This window comes from Azospirillum halopraeferens DSM 3675 (assembly GCF_000429625.1).
Classification (GTDB): Bacteria; Pseudomonadota; Alphaproteobacteria; order Azospirillales; family Azospirillaceae; genus Azospirillum; species Azospirillum halopraeferens.
The window spans coordinates 16,059-37,616 of record NZ_AUCF01000020.1; the positions used below are offsets into that span (position 1 = coordinate 16,059).

Sequence of the window (21,558 nt, forward strand, 5' to 3'; positions counted from 1 at the left end):
CCCGTACGACCGGAACCCACCGGTCAAGCGGAGCAATCCGAAGGGAGTTTCCAATGCTGAAGCAGACCATGACCGCGACCGCCGCGCTGATGCTGGGCCTCGGCCTGAGCGCCGCCCCCGCCATGGCCGGGGGCGACGGCATGCACAAGAACCAGACCACCATGGAGCAGGGCTCCGGCATCGGCGGCGACACCGCCATGGGTGCCGAGGACCGCATCCTGCTGGACGAGCAGGGCGCCGCCGCCACCGAGGAGGGCTGGAGCCAGGAGAATGAGGGTTTCGCCGAGGGCGAGGCGTTCGATGACGACACCGCCGACGTCGGCGATCCGGCCGTGACCGAGGACTGGAACGCTGAGGCCGGGGCCGGGAACCAGGGCGTCGCCGGGGATGAGGGCTTCGCCGAGGGCGAGGGTCTCGGCACCGGCACCGACACCTTCGGTGCGGGTGATCCGGCCGCGTCCGACGACCTGCGCACGCAGGACGACAGCCTCGCGCAGGACCCCGCCACGGGTGATGACGTCGACACCTTCGGCGCCAACGAGCCCGGCGATGTGACCATCGAGCAGCCGAGCGCTGTCGACTCGGACCGGGATGATGTCATCGAGCAGTAACACCGACCATCGGCCGGACGTTACAAGTCGAGGGCCGGAGGCGTACGCCTCCGGCCCTTTCGTCATGTTCGGCGGCGATTCGGGAACAGGGGTGGTCAGGCCGGCGTTTACTGGTCAATTCCCGAATGGATCGGACCGGAAAGGACGCCTTCCATGCGCAAGGCTTTTACCCTCCTGTTGACCGCCGCCGCCCTGGCCTTCACGCCGATGCTGTCGGCCGCCGCCGCGGCCGCCACCAACGACCCCACCGCACCGCTCGACGCAGCCGACCATCGTCCGGCATCGGATGGAGACCTGAGCGAGCTGCCGACGCTTCCGACGGAGCGAGCCCTTCTGGACCCCCATGCCGATGTGGCCACCGCCGATCCCGAAGCGCTGGGGGTCAGCGAGCACCGGATGGAGATCTTCCCGGCGCCCGAGATCGACATCCTGCCGCTGCTCGGCGACGCCAAGTAGGACACACCGGGTTGCGAAACGGAACCGGGGGCCGCGAAGGGCCCCCGGTCGGCAGATCCACCGTCTATGGTCCGCGTGCGGGCGGATCAGGCGCGGTTCATGCGGTTGTCGACCAGCTCGTTGACCACCGTCGGATCGGCCAGCGTCGAGGTGTCGCCCAGCGCGTCGTGCTCGTTCGCGGCGATCTTGCGCAGGATGCGGCGCATGATCTTGCCCGAACGGGTCTTCGGCAGGCCGGGAGCCCACTGGATCAGGTCGGGCGAGGCGATCGGACCGATCTCCTTGCGCACCCAGGCCACCAGTTCCTTGCGCAGCTCTTCCGACGGCGTCTCACCGGCGTTGAGCGTGACGTAGGCGTAGATGCCCTGGCCCTTGAGGTCGTGCGGGTAGCCGACCACGGCCGCCTCGGCGACCTTGGGGTGGGCGACCAGCGCGCTCTCGATCTCGGCCGTGCCCATGCGGTGGCCGGACACGTTGATGACGTCGTCGACGCGGCCGGTGATCCAGTAGTAGCCGTCGGCGTCGCGCCGGCAGCCGTCACCGGTGAAGTACTTGCCGGCGAAGGTCGAGAAGTAGGTCTGGACGAAGCGCTCGTGGTCGCCGTAGACCGTGCGCATCTGGCCGGGCCAGGAATCGGCGATGCAGAGGTTGCCCTCGGTCTCGCCTTCCAGAAGCTGGCCCTCGTTGTCGACGACGACCGGCTTGACGCCGAAGAACGGCTTGGTCGCCGAACCCGGCTTCTGGCCGATGGCACCGATCAGCGGGGTGATCAGGATGCCGCCCGTCTCGGTCTGCCACCAGGTGTCGACGATCGGGCAACGGGCGTCGCCGACCACGTTGTAATACCACAGCCACGCCTCGGGGTTGATCGGCTCGCCCACCGACCCCAGCACGCGCAGCGAGGCGCGCGACGTCGTCTTCACCGGGCCCTCACCCTCGCGCATCAGCGACCGGATGGCGGTGGGGGCGGTGTAGAAGATGTTGACCTTGTGCTTGTCGATCACCTGCCAGAAACGCGACACGTCCGGATAGGTCGGCACGCCTTCGAACATCAGCGTCGTGGCGCCGTTGGCGAGCGGCCCGTAGATGATGTAGCTGTGGCCGGTAACCCAGCCCACGTCCGCGGTGCACCAGTAGACCTCACCGTCCTTGTAGTCGAAGACGTACTGGTGCGTCATCGAGGCGTAGACGAGATAGCCGCCGGTGGTGTGCAGCACACCCTTGGGCTTGCCGGTGGAGCCGGAGGTGTAGAGGATGAACAGGGGGTCCTCGGCGCTCATCTCCTCCGGCGGGCAGTCGGCGGACACGGTGGCGGCCTCTTCATGCAGCCACAGGTCGCGGCCCTCGGTCCACGCCACGTTGCCGCCGGTGTGCTTGACGACCAGCACGTTCTTGATGCTGGGCGCGGCGGTGACCGCCTTGTCGGCGTTGGCCTTCAGGGGCACCTTCTTGCCGCCGCGCAGGCCCTCGTCGGCGGTGATCAGGAAGTGGCTGTCGCAGTCGACGATGCGGTCCTTCAGGCTGTCGGGCGAGAAGCCGCCGAACACCACCGAATGGATGGCACCGATGCGCGTGCAGGCCAGCATCGCGTAGGCCGCCTCGGGGATCATCGGCAGGTAGATGGTGACGCGATCGCCCTTCTTGACGCCGTGCTTCTTCATCACGTTCGCCATGCGGCAGACCTGCTCGTGCAGCTCTTTGTACGTGATGTTCCTGGACACCGAAGGATCGTCACCTTCGAAGATGATGGCGATCTGGTCGCCGCGCGTCGCCAGGTGGCGGTCGATGCAATTGGCGGAGACGTTCAGCGTCCCGTCGTAGAACCAGCGGATGTGGACGTCGCCGTTGAAGTCGACGTCCTTGACCTTCGTGTAGGGCTTGATCCAGTCGACGCGCTTGCCGTGCTCACCCCAGAAGGCATCGGGGTCCGCGATGGACTGCTCGTACATGCGCGCGTAAGCAGCCTCGTCGACCCAGGCCGCCGCGGCGACCTCGGGCGTGACCGGGAAAAAGGTGTTCGTGTCGGTCATTTGTACGCGTATCCCCCGCTGACTTCTGGTTAGGCCCTTCGGGCACTCCGGAACGACCGGTTGCCGCCCCGTTTGGCCGGCATTATCCACACAAGGCCGAGCCGCGACAAGTCGCACGGGCCGATCGTTCCTCGCGGTCGCGTTCCGCGGGACGCCCTTATGCTGCAATGCAGCGCGACCGTCCCGGCAAGCCGTTGACGCAGCGCGGGAAAGGGTGCGTCGTCATGCCGCACCGCCTTTGGCATCATACCCTCCGCCGAACGCTTAAGACCCCATTAACCGACGGGCGTTAGGGTGACGGCTGACGGTCTCATCACAGCCCACGGTCCTTTCCATGACCACCAGCACCAGCGCGGACGGTTCCTCCGACGGCAGCGACCTGACCGGCCGCCTGACGCGGATCACCAACCGCACCAACCTGATGGTGATCGACGCGACGCTGAGCGCCGTGCCGCAGGACGCCGCCGGCTACGCCACCGCCGCGGCCGAGGTGCAGGCGCTGGCGCGCCGCATGGCGCGCGCGGTGAACGACTTCGCCGAAACCATCGAAATCCGCGCCGAAGCCATCGAGATCCGGCACGAACCGGCGGTGTGATACGGCCGTCTGCGATCCGCGTTTCCGGCACCGGCCCGGAACGGGGGCGTTCCGGACCGGACGATGGGTGCCGGGCTACGCGTCGATCCCTGCGAGGGCGCACACGTGCGCCCACTCGTCGTCGCTGACCGGACACACGGACAGGCGGGACTGGCGCACCAGGGCCATGCCCTGCAGCAGCGGGTCGGCCTTCATCTGCTTCAGGGTCACCGGCGTTTTCACCGGCATCAGCGCGCGCACGTCGACCATGCCGAACCTTCCCGCGGGGTCGGAGGGGTCGGGGTAATACTCCCGCGCCACCTCCACCACGCCGACCACCGCCAGCCCGTCGTTCGAATGGTAGAAGAAGGCGCGGTCGCCGACCCGCATGGCCTTCAGGTTGTTGGACGCCTGGTGGTTGCGCACGCCATCCCAGTGGGTGGTGCCGTCGGCGACCATGCGGTCCCAGGAATACTTGAAGGGCTCGGACTTCAGCAGCCAGCGGGCCATGGCACCGGTCCTTCCGCTCAGCCCTTCGGGAAGACGCGGCGCCACGGCCGGATCTCGACGCGTTCGAACAGGCCCGCCGCGGCGTAGGGGTCGGCGGCGGCGAAGGCGTCCGCCGCAGCGCGGTCGGCGCAGTCCACGATCAGCAGGCTGCCGACCATGCCCGTGCCGTCGTCGCTCAGCAGCGGCCCGGCCGCGAACAGACGGTCGGCGTTGGCCTCCAGATAGGCCAGATGGGCGGCCCGGTTGGCGCTGCGCACCTCGGCGGCCCCGGCCTTGTCAACGCAATGGAACATGAACAGCATGGTGTCTCCCTCCCCTTTCGGACGGGGGACCCTAGCGCAAGCGGCAGCCCTCTGGCAAACGCCCGCACCGGTGGCAGGGGGAACACCGCCGGCTCACCGCGTCAGCATGGCGCTTTCCTTGCCGCAGAGCACGAAGACGCGGGAATAGACCTTGAGCAGGGCGCGGATCAGGGCGTCGACGGGCGCGCTGCCCATGGCGCCGGGGTGGGCGGGGTCGACGTGCAGGACGGCGCTGTCGGGGGTGTCGTTGAAGGCGGCCAGCGCGTGGATGCGGTCGGGCCGCAGATCGTCGGGAAAGCCCGCGTCCATCAGCCAGAAGCACTCGAAGTTGCGGCACGACGGCGGCCGCTCGGCGTAGACGGTGCAGCCGGTCCCGCGGTCGCAGCTCGCGCACCAGCGGGCGGCGGGCTTCTTCAGCTCGGGCACCCCCATCAGCTTGCAGCACAGGGTGCAGTCGCCGCAGGTGCGCCCGGCCGGCGGAGTCGTTCCATCGCTCGCGTCGCTCACGTCCTATCCTTCCTCTTCGCGGAACGGCCGCGACAGCAGCCCGCGGATGGTCTCGTCCACGCCGGCGCCGCCGGTCAGGATGGCGTCGACGGCCCGGCAGATCGGCATGTCCACGCCCAGTTGGCCGGCCAGGGCCACCACGGCGCGGGCGGTGTAGACGCCCTCCGCCACCGAGCGCCGCTCGCCCAGCACGTCGTCCAGGGCCCGCCCCTCGCCCAGCGCCGCCCCCAGCGACATGTTGCGCGACTGCAGGCTGGAGCAGGTGAGCGTCAGGTCGCCCAGGCCCGACAGGCCCATCAGCGTCTCCGGCCGGCCGCCCAGCGCCACGGCCAGGCGGGTGATCTCGGCCAGGCCGCGGGTGATCAGGGCGGCCCGCGCGTTGTCGCCCAGGCGCCGGCCGACGACGACGCCGCAGGCGATGGCCAGCACGTTCTTGACCGCGCCGCCGACCTGCGCGCCGATCACGTCGTCCGTCAGATAGGGCCGGAAGGTCAGGCTGCCCAGGGCTTCCAGCAGGCGTGCACCCAGCGCCGCGTCGGCGCAGGCGAGCGTGACGGCGGTCGGCAGGCCGCGCGCCACCTCCGCGGCAAAGGTCGGGCCGGACAGCACGGCCAGCGGCGTGCCCGGCGGCAGCACGGCGGCCACCGCCTCGGTCATCAGCGCCCGGGTGCCGATCTCGATGCCCTTGGCGCAGATCACCGCCGGCGTGCCGGGCTTCAGGTGCGGCGCCAGGCGCGCGGCGACGCTGCGCAGGTGCTGCGCCGGGGTGACCAGCAGCACGGCGTCGCAGCCCGCCGGCCCCGCCGGGTCGGCGGTGGCCTCCAGCTCGGCCGGCAGGGGCACGCCCGGCAGATAGTCGCGGTTCTCGCGGTCGCGCCGGATGGCCTCCACCACCGCCGGCTCGCGCGCCCACAGCACGGTCTCCCGCCCGGCGCGCAGGGCCGCCAGCGCCATCGCCGTCCCCCACGCGCCGCCGCCGACGACGCCGACCCGCCGTACGTCCTCCGTCATGCCCCGCCCTCCCCGCTGCGTCCGGTCCGCCATCCATAGGCGAGCGGACGCCGGACCGCAAAAGCAAAACAAAACGGCGGCTGAAGCGTTGTAGTCACGAACCCGTCCGCCCCGGCGCCGGACGGGCCGCTTCACATGGGGAAAAAAAGGAGACCACCATGCCGCAACGCACGACCGCCACCGCCGCCCTTCTCGCCGCCGCCCTCGCCACCGGGCTTGCCGGCTGCCAGACCGGCGGCCAGCAGGGCGGCATCGGCAACACCGGCGGCGGCGCCGTCCTGGGGGCGCTGGGCGGCGCCGCGGTGGGCGCGCTCACCGGCCGCGACGCCGTGGAACGGCGCCAGCGCGCCCTGATCGGCGCCGGCATCGGCGCGCTCGCCGGCGGTGCCGTCGGTTACTACATGGACAACCAGGAACAGCAGCTCCGCCGCGAACTGGCGGGCACCCCGGTGGCCGTGGAGCGCCAGCAGGAGACCATCGTCCTGACGGTGCCCAGCGGCGTCACCTTCGCCCATGATTCGGCGGCCCTGATGCCGCAGGCGCAGCAGTCGCTGGACGAGGTGGCGCGGGTGCTGACCGCCAACCCGCAGACCACCATCGACATCATCGGCTACACCGACAGCACCGGCAACGCCGCCTACAACCAGCGCCTGTCGGAGCAGCGCGCCACCGCCGTGGCCAACCACCTGATCAGCCGCGGCGTGCAGCCCGCCCGCATCCTGGCGGTGGGCCAGGGCATCAACAACCCGGTGGCCAGCAACGCCACGGCCGAGGGCCGCGCCATGAACCGCCGGGTCGAGATCCGCGTCAACCCCTACCGCCAGCCCATGGCGTAGGCGTAGGCGCAGGCTAAGCCTTCACCCCCGCCCCGACGCCGGGACGGCCGATGGCCGGCCCGGCCGCGGGGTCCAGCGGCCAGCGCGGGCGGGGGGCGAAGTCCAGCGGGTCGCTGCGGCCCAGGCGCAGGTGCTCGACGCCGGCCCAGGCGATCATCGCCGCGTTGTCGGTGCACAGCCGCAGGGGCGGTGCCACGAAGGGCAGTCCCTCGGCGGCGGCCAGGTCCGCCAGGCGGGCGCGCAGCGTCCGGTTGGCCGCCACCCCGCCGGCCACCACCAGGGCACCGCCCTGCGGGTGCGCCTCGCGGAACAGGCGGATGGCGCGGCGGCAGCGGTCGGCCATGACCTCCGCCACCGTCGCCTGGAAGGCGGCGGCGAGATCGTTGCGGTCGGCCTCCGGCAGCGGGTCGGGCAGCCCTTCGGCGATGCGCCGCACCGCCGCCTTGAGGCCCGAGAACGAGAAGTCGCAGCCCGGCCGGCCCACCATCGGCCGCGGCAGGGCGAAACGGCCGGGGTCGGTGGCCAGGGCGGCCGCCGCCTCCACCCGCGGGCCGCCGGGATAGCCCAGCCCGATCAGCTTGGCGGTCTTGTCGAACGCCTCGCCCACCGCATCGTCGATGGTGGTGCCGAGCCGGCGGTAGCGCCCCACCCCCTCCACCACCAGAAGCTGGCAATGGCCGCCCGACACCAGCAGCAGCAGATAGGGGAAGGCCACCCCGTCGGTCAGGCGCGCCGTCAGGGCGTGCCCCTCCAGGTGGTTGACCGCGACGAAGGGCAGGCGGCGGGCGGCGCAGATGGCCTTGGCCGTCAGCACGCCGACGATGACGCCGCCGATCAGGCCGGGCCCGCCGGTGGCCGCGACGCCGTCCAGCTCGTCCAGCCCGACACCGGCCTCGTCCAGCGCGCGGCGGATCAGCCCGTCGAGGTGGTCGAGGTGCGCGCGCGCCGCCACCTCCGGCACCACGCCGCCATAGGGGGTGTGGTCGGCGATCTGGGACAGCACCACGTCGGCGCGGATCTCCCGCGCGTCGGTGACCACGGCCGCCGCCGTCTCGTCGCAACTGGTTTCGATGCCGAGGACGATCATGCGCGCAACCCTAGATCGGATCGCGTCAAATCGGAACCGATTTGACGCGATCCGATCGCTTACCAAAATGCCGGAGCAACATGCGTTTCACACAAAACGCATGTTGCTCCGGTCGGTCCCGGCGCCGTGGTATAGAGTCTTGTCCCCCGACGAAAGCGTGATCCCATGAACCGGGGCGTGCCGCCCGACGACGCCACCATCGTCTATTACGACGCCGAGTACCCCTCGCTGGAGGACGGCGACGTGCGCGCCGACGATGTCGCCCGCCTGGCCCGCCAGTCGGTGCTGGGCGACATCGCCTTCTACAAGGAGGCGGCAGTGCGCGCCGCCCCGCCCGGCAGCGGCCGCGTCGTCGCCGACGTGGGCTGCGGCACCGGGCGCCTCGCCCTGCCGCTGGCGCGCCTGGGGCTGGAGGTCTTCGCGGTCGACGTCTCGCCGGCCATGCTGGACCGTCTGCGCGCCAAGCTGGCGGCCGAGCCGGAGGCGGTGCGCGCCCGTGTCCGCGTGGTCTGCCAGGACGCGGCGTCGCTCGACCTGCCGCGCCGCGACATCGCCTTCGCCGCCCTGCCCTTCAACGTGCTGATGCTGATCGCCGGCCTGGACGACCAGCGGCGCACGCTGGCGGCCCTGGCCCGCCACATGGCGCCGGGCGGGGTGCTGGCGCTGGACCTGATGAACCCGCTGATCCTGCCCCTGGACGCCCAGCCGACCCCGGCGGTGTCGCAGCCCTGCCGCGACCCGCGCTCGGGCAACAGCTACGTGCGCCATTCCATGCACGGCCGCCTCGACGCCGACCAGCGCCAGCGCGTCTACGGCGTCTACGAGGAGATGACGGCGGACGGCGGCGTGCGCATCACCGACTACGCCTTCCACTGGCGGATGGTGTTCCGCTGGGAGGCCGAGCTGATGCTGAACGAGGCGGGCTTCACGGTGGATCGGGTGGCCGGCGATTTCGAGGATACGGACTGGGACGTCGACAGCCGCCGCATCGTCGTCACGGCGCGCCGCCGGCCGGACGGCGGTGATGCCGCGGATCGGCCCGCCGGTCAGCCGAACCAGCCGAGCACCCGCAGCAAATAGACGGCCGTCCCGGCGAACACCGCCAGCCCGCCCAGCGTGGCGGCGGCCAGCACCGCCTCGGCCACGGCGGCGGCACGCTCCGCCCGCTCGTCCTCCGGCACCGCGACGTCCGGCCGGTCGGCGTCGCGATCGCCCGTCATGCCCGCGGCACGGCCGGCTGCGTCGCCCTTCCCGACGTCCATGGCATCCCCCTTCCGGCCGCGCTCCGGGCGCGGTTGTCTAAAACTGTAGACAGTCCGCGGCCCGGCGGCTGTGACGGCCGTCACAGGGGATTGATCATTCGTGTACCCGGGGGCGGATTTTCAATGGAGACGCCATTCCGCGGCGACGCGCAGACGGGCGTCGGCGACCAGGGTGCGGTTTGCCAGGCGCACGGAATGCAGCTTGCCGTCCAGGTTGGCGTGCCAGAAATCCAGGAACCGGCGCAGCACGGGAAAATCGGGGGCGAGGTCGAGGTCCTGCCAGACGTAACTTTGCAGGAGGCCCGGGTGGTCGGGCATGTGGTACAGGATCTCGGCGGTGGTCAGGCGGTAGTTGCGAAGCTGAAGCGCCAGATTGGCCATGCGCGGTCTCCTCTCAACACATCAGGCGTTTGCGATGCGTCCGGCAGCGTCTCCCGATCGGGCGTGGCGCCCGTTTTGTGTCATTTCGGAGAAAGCGTGCCATCGCCGGGCACAACGCGCAAGGGAGCTTTTTGTTCATTATCAATGCGTTAGCAGCAGAACTCGGCGTCTGCTGCCGGGATCGGCGCGTTTTCGCCGCACGAGCCTCTTGAATCGTCCGGGGTACTCGATTAGCTGTCTGGCACTCACCGGCGCCGAGTGCTAACACCACCCGGCACCGGCACCGCATTCCTTAAAGCGCCTTAGTCTACCAGGAGGCAAGCATCATGAAGTTCCGTCCGCTGCACGACCGCGTCGTCGTCAAGCGTCTGGAGTCCGACACCAAGACCAAGGGCGGGATCATCATCCCCGACACCGCCAAGGAGAAGCCGCAGGAGGGCGAGATCGTCGCCGTCGGCCCCGGCGCCCGCGACGAGAACGGCAAGATCGTCGCCCTCGACGTCAAGGCCGGCGACCGCATCCTCTTCGGCAAGTGGTCGGGCACCGAGGTGAAGATCGACGGTGAGGACTACCTGATCATGAAGGAGTCCGACGTCATGGGCATCATCGAAGCCTGATCGGCTTCTGACGCTCCTGATCGTCCAATCACTTAGAGAATTCAGAGGAATCGAGCAATGGCTGCCAAGGAAGTCAAGTTCTCCACCGGTGCGCGCGAGAAGATGCTGCGCGGCGTGGACATCCTGGCCGATGCGGTGAAGGTCACCCTGGGCCCGAAGGGCCGCAACGTCGTCATCGAGAAGTCGTTCGGCGCGCCGCGCATCACCAAGGACGGCGTCACCGTCGCCAAGGAGATCGAGCTGGCCGACAAGTTCGAGAACATGGGCGCCCAGATGGTGCGTGAGGTCGCGTCGAAGACGAACGACCTGGCCGGCGACGGCACCACCACGGCGACCGTTCTCGCCCAGGCCATCGTCCGCGAGGGCGTGAAGGCCGTGGCCGCCGGCATGAACCCGATGGACCTGAAGCGCGGCATCGACATGGCGGTCGAGACCGTCGTGAACGACATCAAGGCGCGCGCCAAGAAGGTCACCACCAACGGCGAGATCGCCCAGGTCGGCACCATCTCCGCCAACGGCGAGGCCGAGATCGGCGAGATGATCGCCCGCGCCATGGAGAAGGTCGGCAACGAGGGCGTCATCACGGTCGAAGAGGCCAAGTCGCTCGAGACCGAGCTTGAGGTCGTCGAGGGCATGCAGTTCGACCGCGGCTACCTCAGCCCGTACTTCATCACCAACGCCGACAAGATGATCTGCGAGCTGGAGAACCCCTTCATCCTGCTCCACGAGAAGAAGCTGTCGGGCCTGCAGGCGCTCCTGCCGGTTCTGGAGTCGGTGGTGCAGTCCTCCCGTCCGCTGCTGATCATCGCCGAGGACGTCGAGGGCGAGGCCCTGGCCACCCTGGTGGTGAACAAGCTGCGCGGCGGCCTGAAGGTCGCGGCCGTGAAGGCGCCGGGCTTCGGTGACCGCCGCAAGGCGATGCTGGAGGACATGGCCATCCTGACCGGCGGCCAGGTCATCAGCGAAGACCTGGGCATCAAGCTGGAGAACGTCACCATCGACATGCTCGGCACCGCCAAGAAGGTCGTGATCTCCAAGGAGAACACCACGATCGTCGACGGCGCCGGCTCGAAGGAGGACATCCAGGCCCGCTGCACGCAGATCCGCGCCCAGATCGAGGAGACCACCTCGGACTACGACCGCGAGAAGCTGCAGGAGCGTCTGGCGAAGCTGGCCGGCGGCGTGGCCGTCATCCGCGTCGGCGGCGCCACCGAGATCGAGGTGAAGGAGCGCAAGGACCGCGTCGACGACGCCATGCACGCCACCCGTGCGGCGGTCGAGGAGGGCATCGTCGCCGGTGGCGGCACCGCGCTCCTGTACGCCGCCAAGGCCCTGGAGTCGCTGAAGCCGGCCGATGACGACCAGCGCGTCGGCATCGACATCGTGCGCCGCGCCCTGCAGGCCCCGATCCGTCAGATCGCCTACAACGCCGGCACCGACGGCTCCATCATCGTCGGCAAGCTGATCGAGCAGAGCGACACCAACTTCGGTTACGACGCCCAGAAGGGCGAGTACTGCAACATGGTGCAGGCCGGCATCATCGACCCGGTGAAGGTGGTGCGCACCGCTCTGCAGGACGCCGCCTCGGTGGCCGGTCTGCTGATCACCACCGAAGCCATGGTCGCCGAGAAGCCGGAGAAGAAGGCTCCGGCCATGCCCGGCGGCGACATGGGCGGCATGGGCGGCATGGGCGACATGGGCTTCTAAGCCCGCCGCTCACCTCCGTGACGAACGAGAGGGGCGCTCCCGCAAGGGGGCGCCCCTTTTTCGTGGGTGCGACGACCTCATGCGGCAGAGCGATGCTGCGGCATGGATCGAGGGGCATGCCCGCTTGACACCGCACACGAGACGCGGTGCCCTGGAGGTCATCGAAGGAGGTTCGGCATGTCCGAGCGTGTCGCCGCGTGGATACGACAGTCCCTGGCCGACCTGGCTCATGCCCGCAAGGCACTTGCGGAAGACAGCCACGATTGGACCTGCTACGCCGCGTCCCAAGCGGCGGAGAAGGCCCTGAAGGCAGGACTCCTGGCACTCGGTGCCGAGTCGGTTTGGGGACACAACCTGGTGGCCCTGCTCGACCGCATCGGCAAGGAAGCCGCGCTGGAGATCCCCCGAACGGCACTGGACGATGCCCGCGTCCTCACCCAATTCAATGTCATGGCGCGCTACCCCGTGGGTGACGAGACGATAGCTCCGTCCGACCTGCTGACCCGGGCGCAGGCGGTGGAGGCCGTAGCCGCGGCCGAGCGCATGATCGATCTGGTGCAGACCCATGTCCTGGGCACCTGACCACCTTCCCCCCGTCACCGTAGCGGCGCGTGCCCGCCGGCGCGAAGCGGTCGTCGCTTCCCTGCGCGAGGCTCTGGCGCACCGCCGTCCGGCGGGCGTACGCGAAGTCGTCCTTTTCGGCTCCTGGGCGCGGGGCACCTTCGACGGCCGCTCGGACATCGACCTCCTGGTCGTGACCGATGATGACGGCATCGCATTCGACGTCCGCGGCTTGCCGGACGCCGAGCGGATCGACGCCGTGGTCATCCCGGCGGCCCGCTTGGCGGGCTTTCTGGCCAATGGCCACACCTTCTACCGCACGGCGGTGGCCGACGGTGTGCGGATCTATCCCTCCGCCCCCCATCTCCGGGGACCCGTTTGAACGGGGCCGGCACCGGGTGATCGGCAGCGCGGCTGCACCTATCCCTGAACCGGTTGTTGATCGGGCGCTGAAAGCGCTGCCACCTCCGTGATGAACGGCGTCCGAATCGGACCGGCGGTGCCAATACCGTCACCGTATCGCCCCTGAATACTTGCCCTTGTCCCCGGCCATGATGCGTTCGAGCACCCCTGATGCGGTGTGTTCGGCGGCGGTGATGCCCGTGACCGACCGGGCAGGGAACACATACTTGCGTCCGGCGCATGACGTCGATGCCGACGGCGAATTTTAACCTCTCGTTAAACTTGCCCCGGGAGACATAATAGGAAAGGGTCGTCGCAATAAACTGTCGCATTGGCCCGCTGCGCGAGCCCGCAACCGTCGTCGAGGATCGAGGCATGGCCGTCCACACCGTCACCAACACCGACGACAGCGGCCCCGGTTCGCTGCGGGACACCATCGCCGCCGCCCAATCCGGTGACCGGATCGATATGACCGGCCTCATCGGGAACATTATCCTGTGGAGTCCGCTTCCCGCCTTTTCCGGTGAGTTGCATTTCGCCGGGCACGTGATGATCGACGGCACGTTCACCGGCACCGGCACCTTCGTCAAATACGGCTCGGAGACGATGACGCTGACCGGTAACAACACCTACACCGGCGGCACCAGGATCGACGCGGGCACCCTGCGGATCGGCGACGGCGGCACCACCGGATCGATCAGCGGCGCCATCACCAACAACGCCGCGGTGGTGTTCGACCGCTCCAACAGCGTCACCCACTCCGGCGCGATCTCCGGCACCGGGACGGTGACCAAGCAGGGGGCCGGCACCCTCAGTCTGGCGGGTGACCTCACCCACACCGGCGGGACCACGGTCAGCGACGGCGCCCTGAGGATCGGCGCCCTCGGCAGCAGCGGCGGGTCGATCAGCGGCGACATCATCAACAACGCCGTCGTCATCTTCGCCCGCGACGTCGATATGGTCTACGCCGGAAACATGTCCGGAACCGGCGCGCTGACGACCATCGGTGCCTCCGGCGCCCTGATCCTGACGGGTGACAACACCCACACCGGCGGCACGATGGTCACGTCCGTCCCGCTGCGGATCGGAAACGGCGGCACCACCGGTTCGGTTTCCGGCGCCATCAACAACCAGTTCACCGTGGTTTTCGACCGCGCCGACTCCTTCACGCACGTCGGCGCCATCAGCGGCAACGGCACGGTGACCAAGCTGGGCGCCGGCACCCTGACCCTGACGAACGCGAACACGTACACCGGCGGCACCACCGTCAGCGCCGGCACCCTGCGCATCGGCGACGGCGGCACCACAGGATCGATCAGCGGCGCCATCACCAACAACGCCGCGGTGGTGTTCGACCGCTCCGATGCCCTCACCCACGCCGGCGCCCTCTCCGGCACCGGCAGCGTGACCAAGGAAGGGGCGGGCACCCTGACCCTGGGGGGCAACTACACCCACAGCGGCGGCACCACCGTCAACGCCGGCACCCTGCGCATCGGCAACGGCAGCGTCACCGGATCGGTCGGCGGTGCCATCACCAACAACGCCGCGGTGGTCTTCAACCGCGCCGACAGCACCACCTACGCCGGCGTGATCTCCGGCACCGGCAGCGTGACCAAGGAGGGCGCGGGCACGCTGACGCTAACGGACGCGAACACCTATTCCGGTGGCACCACGGTCAGTGCCGGCACGCTGCGCATCGGCGACGGAGGCACCACCGGAGCCGTTACCGGTCCCATCACCAACAACGCCACGGTCACCTTCAACCGCTCTGACAGCGTCACCGTCGATGGCGCCATCTCCGGCACCGGGTCGGTGATCAAGGACGGCACGGGCACCCTGACCCTGACGGGCGCCAACACGCACACCGGCGGGACCACGGTCAACGCCGGCACCCTGCGCATCGGCGACGGCGCCACCACCGGGTCGATCGGCGGCACCATCACCAACAACGCCGCGGTCACCTTCGACCGCTCCGACGATGCCACCTTCGACGGCAACGTCGTCGGCACCGGCACGCTGACCAAGCTGGGCGCCGGTACCCTGACCCTGACGGGTGCCAACACCCACACGGGCACCACGACGGTCACCGGGGGAACGCTGCGGGTCGACGGCTCCCTCGCCTCGGGCGTGACGGTGGCCGGCGGCGGCACCCTGGGCGGCAGCGGCGCCATCGCCGGCGGGGTGACGGTGCAGAGCGGCGGCACGCTCAGCGCCGGCGCCAGCCCCGGCACCCTGACCACCGGCGACCTGATCTTCACCACCGGTGCCGTCTTCCGGCAGGAACTCGCCGGGACCGCCATCGGCACCTATGACCGGATCGTCGTCAACGGCACGGTGGCGCTGGGCGGCGCCACCCTGTCAACGCTGCTGCTCGATTCCTTCGTGCCGCCGGCCTCCGCCACCTTCACGATCATCGACAACGACGGCGCCGACGCCGTCTCCGGCACCTTCGCCGGGTTGACCGAAGGGGCGAGCTTCACCGCGGGCGGCTACGTCTTCACGATCAGCTACGTCGGCGGCGACGGCAACGACGTGACGCTGACCCACACCCCGCCCGCCCCGCCCCCGCCACCGCCCGATCCGGCGCCCTCCGATCCCGCCCCGGCCCGGCCCGGCCCGACAACGGCGAGCGACCTGCTGAGCGGCGGCAGCGGCCCCGACCTCATCAGCGCCATGGCGGGCGATGACACGGTCTTCGCCGGCGACGGCGACGACACCGTGTTCGGCAATCAGGGCGACGACGTGCTGTACGGCAACCGCGGCGACGACGTGCTGTTCGGTGGCCAGGGCAACGACACCGTCTTCGGCGGCCAGGACGCCGACCGACTGTACGGCAACCTCGGCGACGACGTGCTCTATGGCAACCTCGGCGATGACGCGCTGTACGGCAACCAGGGCAACGACGTGCTGTTCGGCGGTTCCGGGGCGGACACGCTGTTCGGCGGCCAGGGCGACGACGTGCTCTACGGCGGCGCCGGCGACGACCTGCTGGTGGGCAACCGCGGCACGGACACGCTGTACGGCGGGGCGGGAGCCGACGCCTTCCGCCTGGCGGCGCCGGGGGACGGAATCGCGGTGATCGCCGACTTCGAGGCGGGCATCGACCGGATCGAGGTGGTCAGCGCCAACTTCGGGCGGATCGCCGCGGGCACCCTGTCGGCCGCCCTCTTCGCGCTGGACAACCCCGCCTCGGCCGAGGCCGCCTTCGTCTTCGACACCGCCACGGGGGTGCTGTCGTTCGACGCCGACGGCACCGGCGCGGGCGCGGCGGTGGCCATCGCCACCCTCAACGTCCGCACTCTTGGCCACACCGACATCGTGGTCATCGCCGGCTGACGGCGGCTGGAACCGGAGGGTGCCCACGCGAGGGGCTTGCGGTTCGGGGCGGCCGGTGCACCTATGGCAGCGGCGCGCCGGGCGCGCCGGGCGCGCACGGCACAGGCCGTCGCAAACACCCCTGAACAGGTTGGGACACGGCGTTGAGCGACACTCTCCAGGGCGACATCCGGTGTGACGTGGCGGTGGTGGGGGCCGGACCGGCCGGGCTGATGGCGGCGGAGCGGCTGGCCGGCGCCGGCCTGACCGTGCGGGTGTTCGAGCGCATGCCCACCCCCGCGCGCAAGCTGCTGCTGGCCGGGCGCGGCGGGCTGAACCTCACCCATTCCGAACCCCTGCACGCCTTCCTCGACCGCTACGGCGCGCGGCGGCGGATCATTGCCGGCTGGCTGGAACGCTTCGGGCCGGAGGACCTGCGCGCCTGGGCCGCCGGGCTGGGGGTGGAAACCTTCGTCGGCACGTCGGGCCGCGTCTTCCCCGTGCAGATGAAGGCGTCGACGCTGGTGCGCGCCTGGCTGCGCCGGCTCGCCGGGATGGGGGTGACGCTGCACACCCGCCACCGCTGGCTGGGATGGAGCGAGGACGGCACCCTGCGCTTCCTGGACGGCGCGGGTGCGGCGGTGAGCGTCCACGCGCGCGCCGCGGTGCTGGCCGCGGGCGGGGCGAGCTGGCCGCGCACCGGCTCCGACGGGACCTGGACGGACATCCTCGCCGCCCGCGGCGTGGCGGTGGAGCCGTTGCGCCCGGCCAACGTCGGGTTCGAGGTGCCATGGTCCGATCACCTGCGCGAACGCTTCGCGGGGCAGCCGGTCAAGCCCGCGGCCCTGACCCTGGGGGGCCGGCGCGTGAAGGGGGAGTTCGTCATCACCGACACCGGCGTCGAGGGCGGCGCCGTCTACGCCCTCAGCGCCCCCTTGCGCGACGCGGTGGAGCGCGACGGCTGGGCGGCGCTCGGCCTCGACCTGCTGCCCGACCTGGAGGCGGCGGAGGTGCGCCGGCGCACGGCGCGGCGCGGTGCGGAATCCCTGGCCACCTTCCTGAAGAAGGCGTTCGCCCTCACCGGCCCGCGCGCCGCCCTGCTGCGCGAGTTCGCCACCCGCGACGAGCTGGCCGATCCCGCGGCGCTGGCCCTGCGCCTGAAGGAGCTGACGATCCCGGTCACCGGGGTGCGGCCGCTGGACCGCGCCATCTCCTCGGCCGGCGGCGTGCGCTTCGACGCGGTGGACGAGCGGCTGATGCTGACGGCGCTGCCCGGCACCTTCGTGGCGGGCGAGATGTTGGACTGGGAGGCGCCGACCGGCGGCTACCTGCTGCAAGCCTGCTTCGCCGGCGGCGTGCGGGCGGCCGAGGGCGTGGCGGAGTGGCTGGCGGACGGAAACCGGCAGGGGGAGCAGCGGTCATGACCGACGAGATCAACCGCAAGCTGATCGCAACCAAGGAGCAATGGGCGCGCGACGGCCGCGGCCTGACCGGCGCGACGGCGGACCCGGCCCTCGACCGCCTGCCGCCCGGCCAGCACACGGTGAAGACCTGGCCGGTGCTGGACCTGGGCGTGCAGCCGCGCATCGACCCGCGGCTGTGGCGTCTCACCGTCGACGGGCTGGTGGAGAACCCCGTGGTGTGGAAGGCCGACGACATCGCCGCACAGCCGCAGGCGGAGAGCGTGTCGGACATCCACTGCGTCACCACCTGGTCGCGCTACGACAACCGCTGGCGCGGCATCGCCGCCCGCCACCTGCTGTCGGTCGTGCGTCCGGCGCCGGAAGCGCGCTTCGTGCTGTTCCAGTCCTACGACACCTACACCACCAACATACCCCTGGCCGCCTTCGACGACGCGGACGTGCTGCTGGCCACCCATTGGGAGGGGGAGCCCCTCACCCTCGACCACGGCGGGCCGCTGCGCGCGGTGGTGCCGAAGCTTTATTTCTGGAAGAGCGCCAAGTGGGTCAAGCGCATCACCTTCGCCGCCGAGGACCGGCCCGGCTATTGGGAGGTGCGCGGCTACCACAACGACGCCGATCCGTGGAAAGAAGAGCGGTACGCCGACGATGCCGATCCCCTGATCTGATCCGGCAACCGCGACTCATTCGCATTTCCTGCGTCAAAACGCGCCCTTGCACGCCCCCGTTGCGCCAGATCATTTCCTCACCCTTGTGAACCCGCGTAAGGACCTGACCGGTGGTGCAGGTCCGGCCCTGCCCGGTCAGCGGGGAGTGCATGGCCAGGCGATGAAGGAAGCGACGATGACGGTGGATTCGGTCACGATTGCCCTGGTGGGCAGCGGTGGCGCCGGCGTGATGACGGCCGGCCAGATGCTGCTCGACGCCGCCGCCCATGTGGGGTGGTACGGTCTGATGTCCCGCTCGTCCGGGCCGCAGATCCGCGGCGGGGAGGCGGCGGCGTTCGTCCGCCTGTCGCCGCGGCCGGTCGCCGGGCCGGGCGACCGCTTCGACCTGATCGTCGCCTTCGACTGGCAGAACGTGGAGCGCTTCGCCGCCGAACTGCCCCTGTCGGAGCGCAGCGTCATCGTCACCGACCCGTCCCAGGGCGCGGTGCCCGCGGTGCTGGCCGCCAGCGGCGCCCGGCAGATCGAGCTGCCCATCAAGGAGTGGGCCGCCTCGGTCACCGGCGGGCGCGTCAACATGGTGGGGCTGGGCGCCATCGCCGCCGTCGTCGGCCTGCCGCAGCAGGGCATCGCGGCCGTCGTCGACCGGGCACTGGGCAAGAAGGGTGCGGCGGCGGTGCAGGCGTCGCTGGCCGCCGCGGAGGCCGGCGCCCGGGCGGCGGCCGGCTGGAACCTGGGGCTGGAGCTGACCGCCCCGCAGGAGAGCGGCACCGGCCCGCGCTGGAACATCTCCGGCAACGAGGCCGCCGCCTTCGGCGCGCTGAAGGCGGGGGTGCGCTTCTGCGCCGCCTATCCCATCACCCCCGCCACCGAGATCCTGGAGTGGCTGGCCCCCAACCTGGCCCGCACCGGCGGCACGCTGGTGCAGGCGGAGGATGAGCTGGCCTCCATCAACATGTGCATCGGCGCCTCCTACGGCGGCGTGCCGTCGATCACCGCCACCGCCGGCCCCGGCCTGTCGCTGATGATCGAGGCGCTGGGCCTGGCGGTGGCGTCGGAAACCCCGGTGGTGGTGGTCGACGTCATGCGCGGCGGCCCCTCCACCGGCATCCCCACCAAGTCGGAGCAGTCCGACCTCAACATCGCCGTCTACGGCCTGCACGGCGACGCGCCGCACCTGGTGGTCGCCCCCAACTCCATCGCCGACTGCCTGACCGCCACCCAGTGGGCGGTGCATCTGGCGGAGGCGTTGCAGACCCCCTGCATCGTGCTGTCCGACCAGGCCATGGGCCAGAGCCGCGCCGTGGTGGACAAGCCCGCCGCCATCCCGCACCGGGCCGAGCGCCTGCTGGCCACCGACCTGACGGAGGGGTTCCGGCGCTATGCGGTGACCGACAGCGGCGTCTCGCCGACCGCCGTTCCCGGCATGCCCGGCGGCGAGCACACCGCCGACGGGCTGGAGCACGCGGAGAACGCCCTGCCTTCCAGCCAGGCCGCCGACCACCACAAGCAGCTCGACAAGCGCCTGCGCAAGCTGACCGGCCACGACTACGGCGCCCTGTGGGCCGACGTGGAGGGTGAGGGCGAGGTGGCGGTGCTGACCTGGGGTTCCGCCACCGGCCCGGCGCGCGAGGCCGCCGCCCGGCTGCGCGCCGGGGGCACGCCGGTGCGCCTGGTGTCCCTGCGCCTCCTGTCGCCCATCGACCCGGCGCGGGTCGCCGCGGCGCTGGACGGCGTCACCCGCGTGCTGGTGGTGGAGCAGACCCACGGCGCGCAGTTCCACAAGTACCTGCGGGCGCACCTCGACCTGCCGGGGCAGGTGACGGTGCTCAGCCGCCCCGGCCCCCTGCCGATCCGCGCCCACGAGGTGCAGGCGTCGCTGGCTTCCCTGATCTGACCCGCGCGGGAGAACGGACATGGACACGCACATCAACGACGGAGCGGCCCCCGCCGCCCCGACCGCGCAGGACTACAAGTCGGCGGTGAAGCCCATCTGGTGCCCCGGCTGCGGCGACTATTCGGTGCTGGCCGCGGTCACCCGCGCCTTCGCCGCCATGGGACTGGAAAGGCACAACACCGCGGTGGTGTCGGGCATCGGCTGCTCGTCGCGCATCCCCGCCTACACCTCGGTCTACGGGTTCCACGGCGTGCACGGCCGGGCTCTGGCCGCCGCCTCCGGCCTGAAGCTGGCGCGGCCGGACCTGACGGTGGTGGTCTTCGGCGGCGACGGCGACGGCTTCTCCATCGGCGGCAACCACTTCCTGCACGCCTGCCGGCGCAACATCGACATGACCTACGTGGTGATGGACAACCAGGTCTACGGCATGACCAAGGGCCAGGCGTCCCCCACCACCGAGTCCGACTGGTGCGAGAGCAAGCTGACCCCCACCGGCCCCGGCGTCTCCCCGATCCAGCCGGTGCAGCTCGCCATCGCCTGCGGCGCCAACTTCGTGGCCCGCGGCTTCTCCGGCGACCCCAACGGGGTGGCGAGGCTGATCACCGAGGCGATCAACCATCCCGGCTTCTCGGTGGTGCAGGTGCTCAGCCCCTGCGTCACCTTCCGCCCCGAACAGCGGGAATGGAAGAGCACCGTGCGCCCCTACGGCCGCGAACCGGCGGCGGACCCGGCGCTGGCCATGCGCAACGCCCTGGAGGACGACGGGTTCGGCCTGGGCATCTTCCTGGCCGGCCAGCGCCGCCCCTACCGGCCGGAGCGCGCCGACACCGTCTCCATCGCCGCCATCGAGGAGGAGTTCGCCGTATGACCACCAAGGTGACCAGCGGCGCCTCCGGCGTCGGCCTGTTCCTCGCCCACGCGGTGGAACTGGAGACCGAGGCCGCCGACCGCTATGAAGAGCTGGCCGACAGCATGGAGGCCCACAACAACGCCGAGGTGGCCGCCCTGTTCCGCGACCTGGCCGCCTGTTCGCGCAAGCACCGGGACGAGGTGCGGACCATCGCCGCCGAGTTCGGCCCCCTGCCCTCCGTGGCGCCGTGGGAGTTCGAGTGGAACGCCACCGCCGAGTCGCCGGAGGCCGCCGCCTTCGAGAACACCCATTACCTGATGACGGCGCACCACGCCCTGAGGATGGCCCTGCAATGCGAGACGCAGGGCTGTAAGTACTACGCGGGCGTCGCCGCCGAGACCCGCGACCCCCGCGTCGCCCACCTCGCCCGCGAGTTCGCCGACGAGGAGGCCGGCCACGTGGAGCTGGTGAAGCAGTGGCTCCGGCGCTACCCCACCCCGCCCGAGGGCTGGGACGACGACCCCGACCCGCCGAACGTGTCGGACTGACCGGGGCG

23 protein-coding genes are annotated in these 21,558 nt (G+C 70.7%); 15 read left to right on the forward strand and 8 right to left on the reverse strand.

The genetic code is table 11. The features are described from left to right. The first annotated feature begins 53 nt into the window (after positions 1–53). Together G472_RS0117715 and G472_RS0117720 are read left to right on the forward strand one after the other, a co-directional pair. On the forward strand, positions 54–611 hold the full coding sequence (locus G472_RS0117715) for a hypothetical protein (RefSeq protein ID WP_029009442.1): 558 nt from the start codon (positions 54–56) through the stop codon (positions 609–611). Positions 612–764: 153 nt separating this feature from the next. Continuing rightward, positions 765–1,067 (forward strand): hypothetical protein, encoded by a 303-nt coding sequence (locus G472_RS0117720; RefSeq protein ID WP_029009443.1) that lies wholly within the window; start codon positions 765–767, stop codon positions 1,065–1,067. Positions 1,068–1,153: 86 nt separating this feature from the next. On the opposite strand, the gene acs is transcribed toward G472_RS0117720, so the two are convergent. Further along, the gene (gene acs, locus G472_RS0117725) at positions 1,154–3,097 is read right to left on the reverse strand and encodes an acetate--CoA ligase (protein ID WP_029009444.1); all 1,944 of its coding nucleotides are present in this window, start codon (positions 3,095–3,097) and stop codon (positions 1,154–1,156) included. A 334-nt stretch (positions 3,098–3,431) separates the two neighbouring features. Between acs and G472_RS0117730 the strand changes: the two genes are divergently transcribed. Next, a complete protein-coding gene (locus tag G472_RS0117730) occupies positions 3,432–3,692 on the forward strand; it encodes a hypothetical protein (RefSeq protein WP_029009445.1) in 261 nt (86 codons plus the stop codon). A gap of 75 nt (positions 3,693–3,767) precedes the next feature. On the opposite strand, the gene G472_RS0117735 is transcribed toward G472_RS0117730, so the two are convergent. The 4 genes from G472_RS0117735 to G472_RS0117750 form a co-directional block, all read right to left on the reverse strand. Then, positions 3,768–4,181 carry an EVE domain-containing protein gene (locus G472_RS0117735; RefSeq protein WP_029009446.1) on the reverse strand — a complete coding sequence of 138 codons (414 nt, stop codon included), beginning with the start codon at positions 4,179–4,181 and terminating at the stop codon, positions 3,768–3,770. Positions 4,182–4,198: 17 nt separating this feature from the next. After that, on the reverse strand, positions 4,199–4,483 hold the full coding sequence (locus tag G472_RS0117740; RefSeq protein WP_029009447.1) for a YciI family protein: 285 nt from the start codon (positions 4,481–4,483) through the stop codon (positions 4,199–4,201). A gap of 93 nt (positions 4,484–4,576) precedes the next feature. Further along, positions 4,577–4,990 carry a hypothetical protein gene (locus tag G472_RS0117745; protein ID WP_029009448.1) on the reverse strand — a complete coding sequence of 138 codons (414 nt, stop codon included), beginning with the start codon at positions 4,988–4,990 and terminating at the stop codon, positions 4,577–4,579. Positions 4,991–4,993: 3 nt separating this feature from the next. Next, on the reverse strand, positions 4,994–6,001 hold the full coding sequence (locus tag G472_RS0117750; protein ID WP_029009449.1) for an NAD(P)H-dependent glycerol-3-phosphate dehydrogenase: 1,008 nt from the start codon (positions 5,999–6,001) through the stop codon (positions 4,994–4,996). A gap of 158 nt (positions 6,002–6,159) precedes the next feature. Here G472_RS0117750 and G472_RS0117755 point away from each other — a divergent pair, with 158 nt between their 5' ends. Next, the gene (locus G472_RS0117755; RefSeq protein WP_029009450.1) at positions 6,160–6,837 is read left to right on the forward strand and encodes a YiaD family glycine zipper/OmpA-like lipoprotein; all 678 of its coding nucleotides are present in this window, start codon (positions 6,160–6,162) and stop codon (positions 6,835–6,837) included. 13 nt (positions 6,838–6,850) lie between these two features. Here G472_RS0117755 and tsaD read toward each other — a convergent pair whose 3' ends face one another. After that, positions 6,851–7,924, reverse strand: a complete 1,074-nt coding sequence (tsaD, locus tag G472_RS0117760) for a tRNA (adenosine(37)-N6)-threonylcarbamoyltransferase complex transferase subunit TsaD (protein WP_029009451.1) — start codon at positions 7,922–7,924, stop codon at positions 6,851–6,853. A gap of 165 nt (positions 7,925–8,089) precedes the next feature. Here tsaD and G472_RS37360 point away from each other — a divergent pair, with 165 nt between their 5' ends. Further along, positions 8,090–9,004, forward strand: coding sequence for a class I SAM-dependent methyltransferase (locus G472_RS37360; RefSeq protein WP_029009452.1), 915 nt, complete (start codon positions 8,090–8,092; stop codon positions 9,002–9,004). Here the strand turns inward: G472_RS37360 and G472_RS0117770 are convergent. Both G472_RS0117770 and G472_RS0117775 read right to left on the reverse strand, forming a co-directional pair. Further along, the gene (locus G472_RS0117770) at positions 8,971–9,186 is read right to left on the reverse strand and encodes a hypothetical protein (protein ID WP_029009453.1); all 216 of its coding nucleotides are present in this window, start codon (positions 9,184–9,186) and stop codon (positions 8,971–8,973) included. The genes G472_RS37360 and G472_RS0117770 overlap by 34 nt on opposite strands. Positions 9,187–9,306: 120 nt before the next feature. Further along, positions 9,307–9,567, reverse strand: a complete 261-nt coding sequence (locus G472_RS0117775; RefSeq protein WP_029009454.1) for an usg protein — start codon at positions 9,565–9,567, stop codon at positions 9,307–9,309. Between the two features lie 326 nt (positions 9,568–9,893). On the opposite strand from G472_RS0117775, the gene groES reads away from it, so the two are divergent. The 10 genes from groES to G472_RS0117825 all read left to right on the forward strand — a co-directional run bounded on the left by groES (position 9,894) and on the right by G472_RS0117825 (position 21,550). Next, entirely contained in the window at positions 9,894–10,184 is a 291-nt protein-coding gene (gene groES, locus G472_RS0117780; protein ID WP_029009455.1) for a co-chaperone GroES, read from the forward strand. Positions 10,185–10,241: 57 nt separating this feature from the next. Continuing rightward, positions 10,242–11,891, forward strand: coding sequence for a chaperonin GroEL (gene groL, locus G472_RS0117785; RefSeq protein ID WP_029009456.1), 1,650 nt, complete (start codon positions 10,242–10,244; stop codon positions 11,889–11,891). 177 nt (positions 11,892–12,068) lie between these two features. Then, positions 12,069–12,473, forward strand: a complete 405-nt coding sequence (locus G472_RS0117790; RefSeq protein ID WP_029009457.1) for a HEPN domain-containing protein — start codon at positions 12,069–12,071, stop codon at positions 12,471–12,473. Beyond that, positions 12,457–12,834 (forward strand): nucleotidyltransferase domain-containing protein, encoded by a 378-nt coding sequence (locus tag G472_RS33975; protein WP_035692893.1) that lies wholly within the window; start codon positions 12,457–12,459, stop codon positions 12,832–12,834. The genes G472_RS0117790 and G472_RS33975 overlap by 17 nt, the downstream gene beginning before the upstream one ends. Before the next feature lie 395 nt (positions 12,835–13,229). Then, the gene (locus tag G472_RS33980) at positions 13,230–16,190 is read left to right on the forward strand and encodes a beta strand repeat-containing protein (RefSeq protein ID WP_029009458.1); all 2,961 of its coding nucleotides are present in this window, start codon (positions 13,230–13,232) and stop codon (positions 16,188–16,190) included. Between the two features lie 143 nt (positions 16,191–16,333). Continuing rightward, the gene (locus tag G472_RS0117805; protein ID WP_425387992.1) at positions 16,334–17,593 is read left to right on the forward strand and encodes a BaiN/RdsA family NAD(P)/FAD-dependent oxidoreductase; all 1,260 of its coding nucleotides are present in this window, start codon (positions 16,334–16,336) and stop codon (positions 17,591–17,593) included. Further along, on the forward strand, positions 17,590–18,258 hold the full coding sequence (locus G472_RS0117810) for a sulfite oxidase-like oxidoreductase (protein WP_029009460.1): 669 nt from the start codon (positions 17,590–17,592) through the stop codon (positions 18,256–18,258). The genes G472_RS0117805 and G472_RS0117810 overlap by 4 nt, the downstream gene beginning before the upstream one ends. A gap of 175 nt (positions 18,259–18,433) precedes the next feature. After that, entirely contained in the window at positions 18,434–20,152 is a 1,719-nt protein-coding gene (locus G472_RS0117815) for a 2-oxoacid:acceptor oxidoreductase subunit alpha (RefSeq protein ID WP_029009461.1), read from the forward strand. A 19-nt stretch (positions 20,153–20,171) separates the two neighbouring features. After that, entirely contained in the window at positions 20,172–21,020 is an 849-nt protein-coding gene (locus tag G472_RS0117820; RefSeq protein WP_051340965.1) for a 2-oxoacid:ferredoxin oxidoreductase subunit beta, read from the forward strand. Continuing rightward, a complete protein-coding gene (locus G472_RS0117825; RefSeq protein ID WP_035692895.1) occupies positions 21,017–21,550 on the forward strand; it encodes a ferritin-like domain-containing protein in 534 nt (177 codons plus the stop codon). Before G472_RS0117820 ends, G472_RS0117825 begins: the two co-directional genes overlap by 4 nt. The last annotated feature ends 8 nt before the right edge of the window (positions 21,551–21,558 follow it).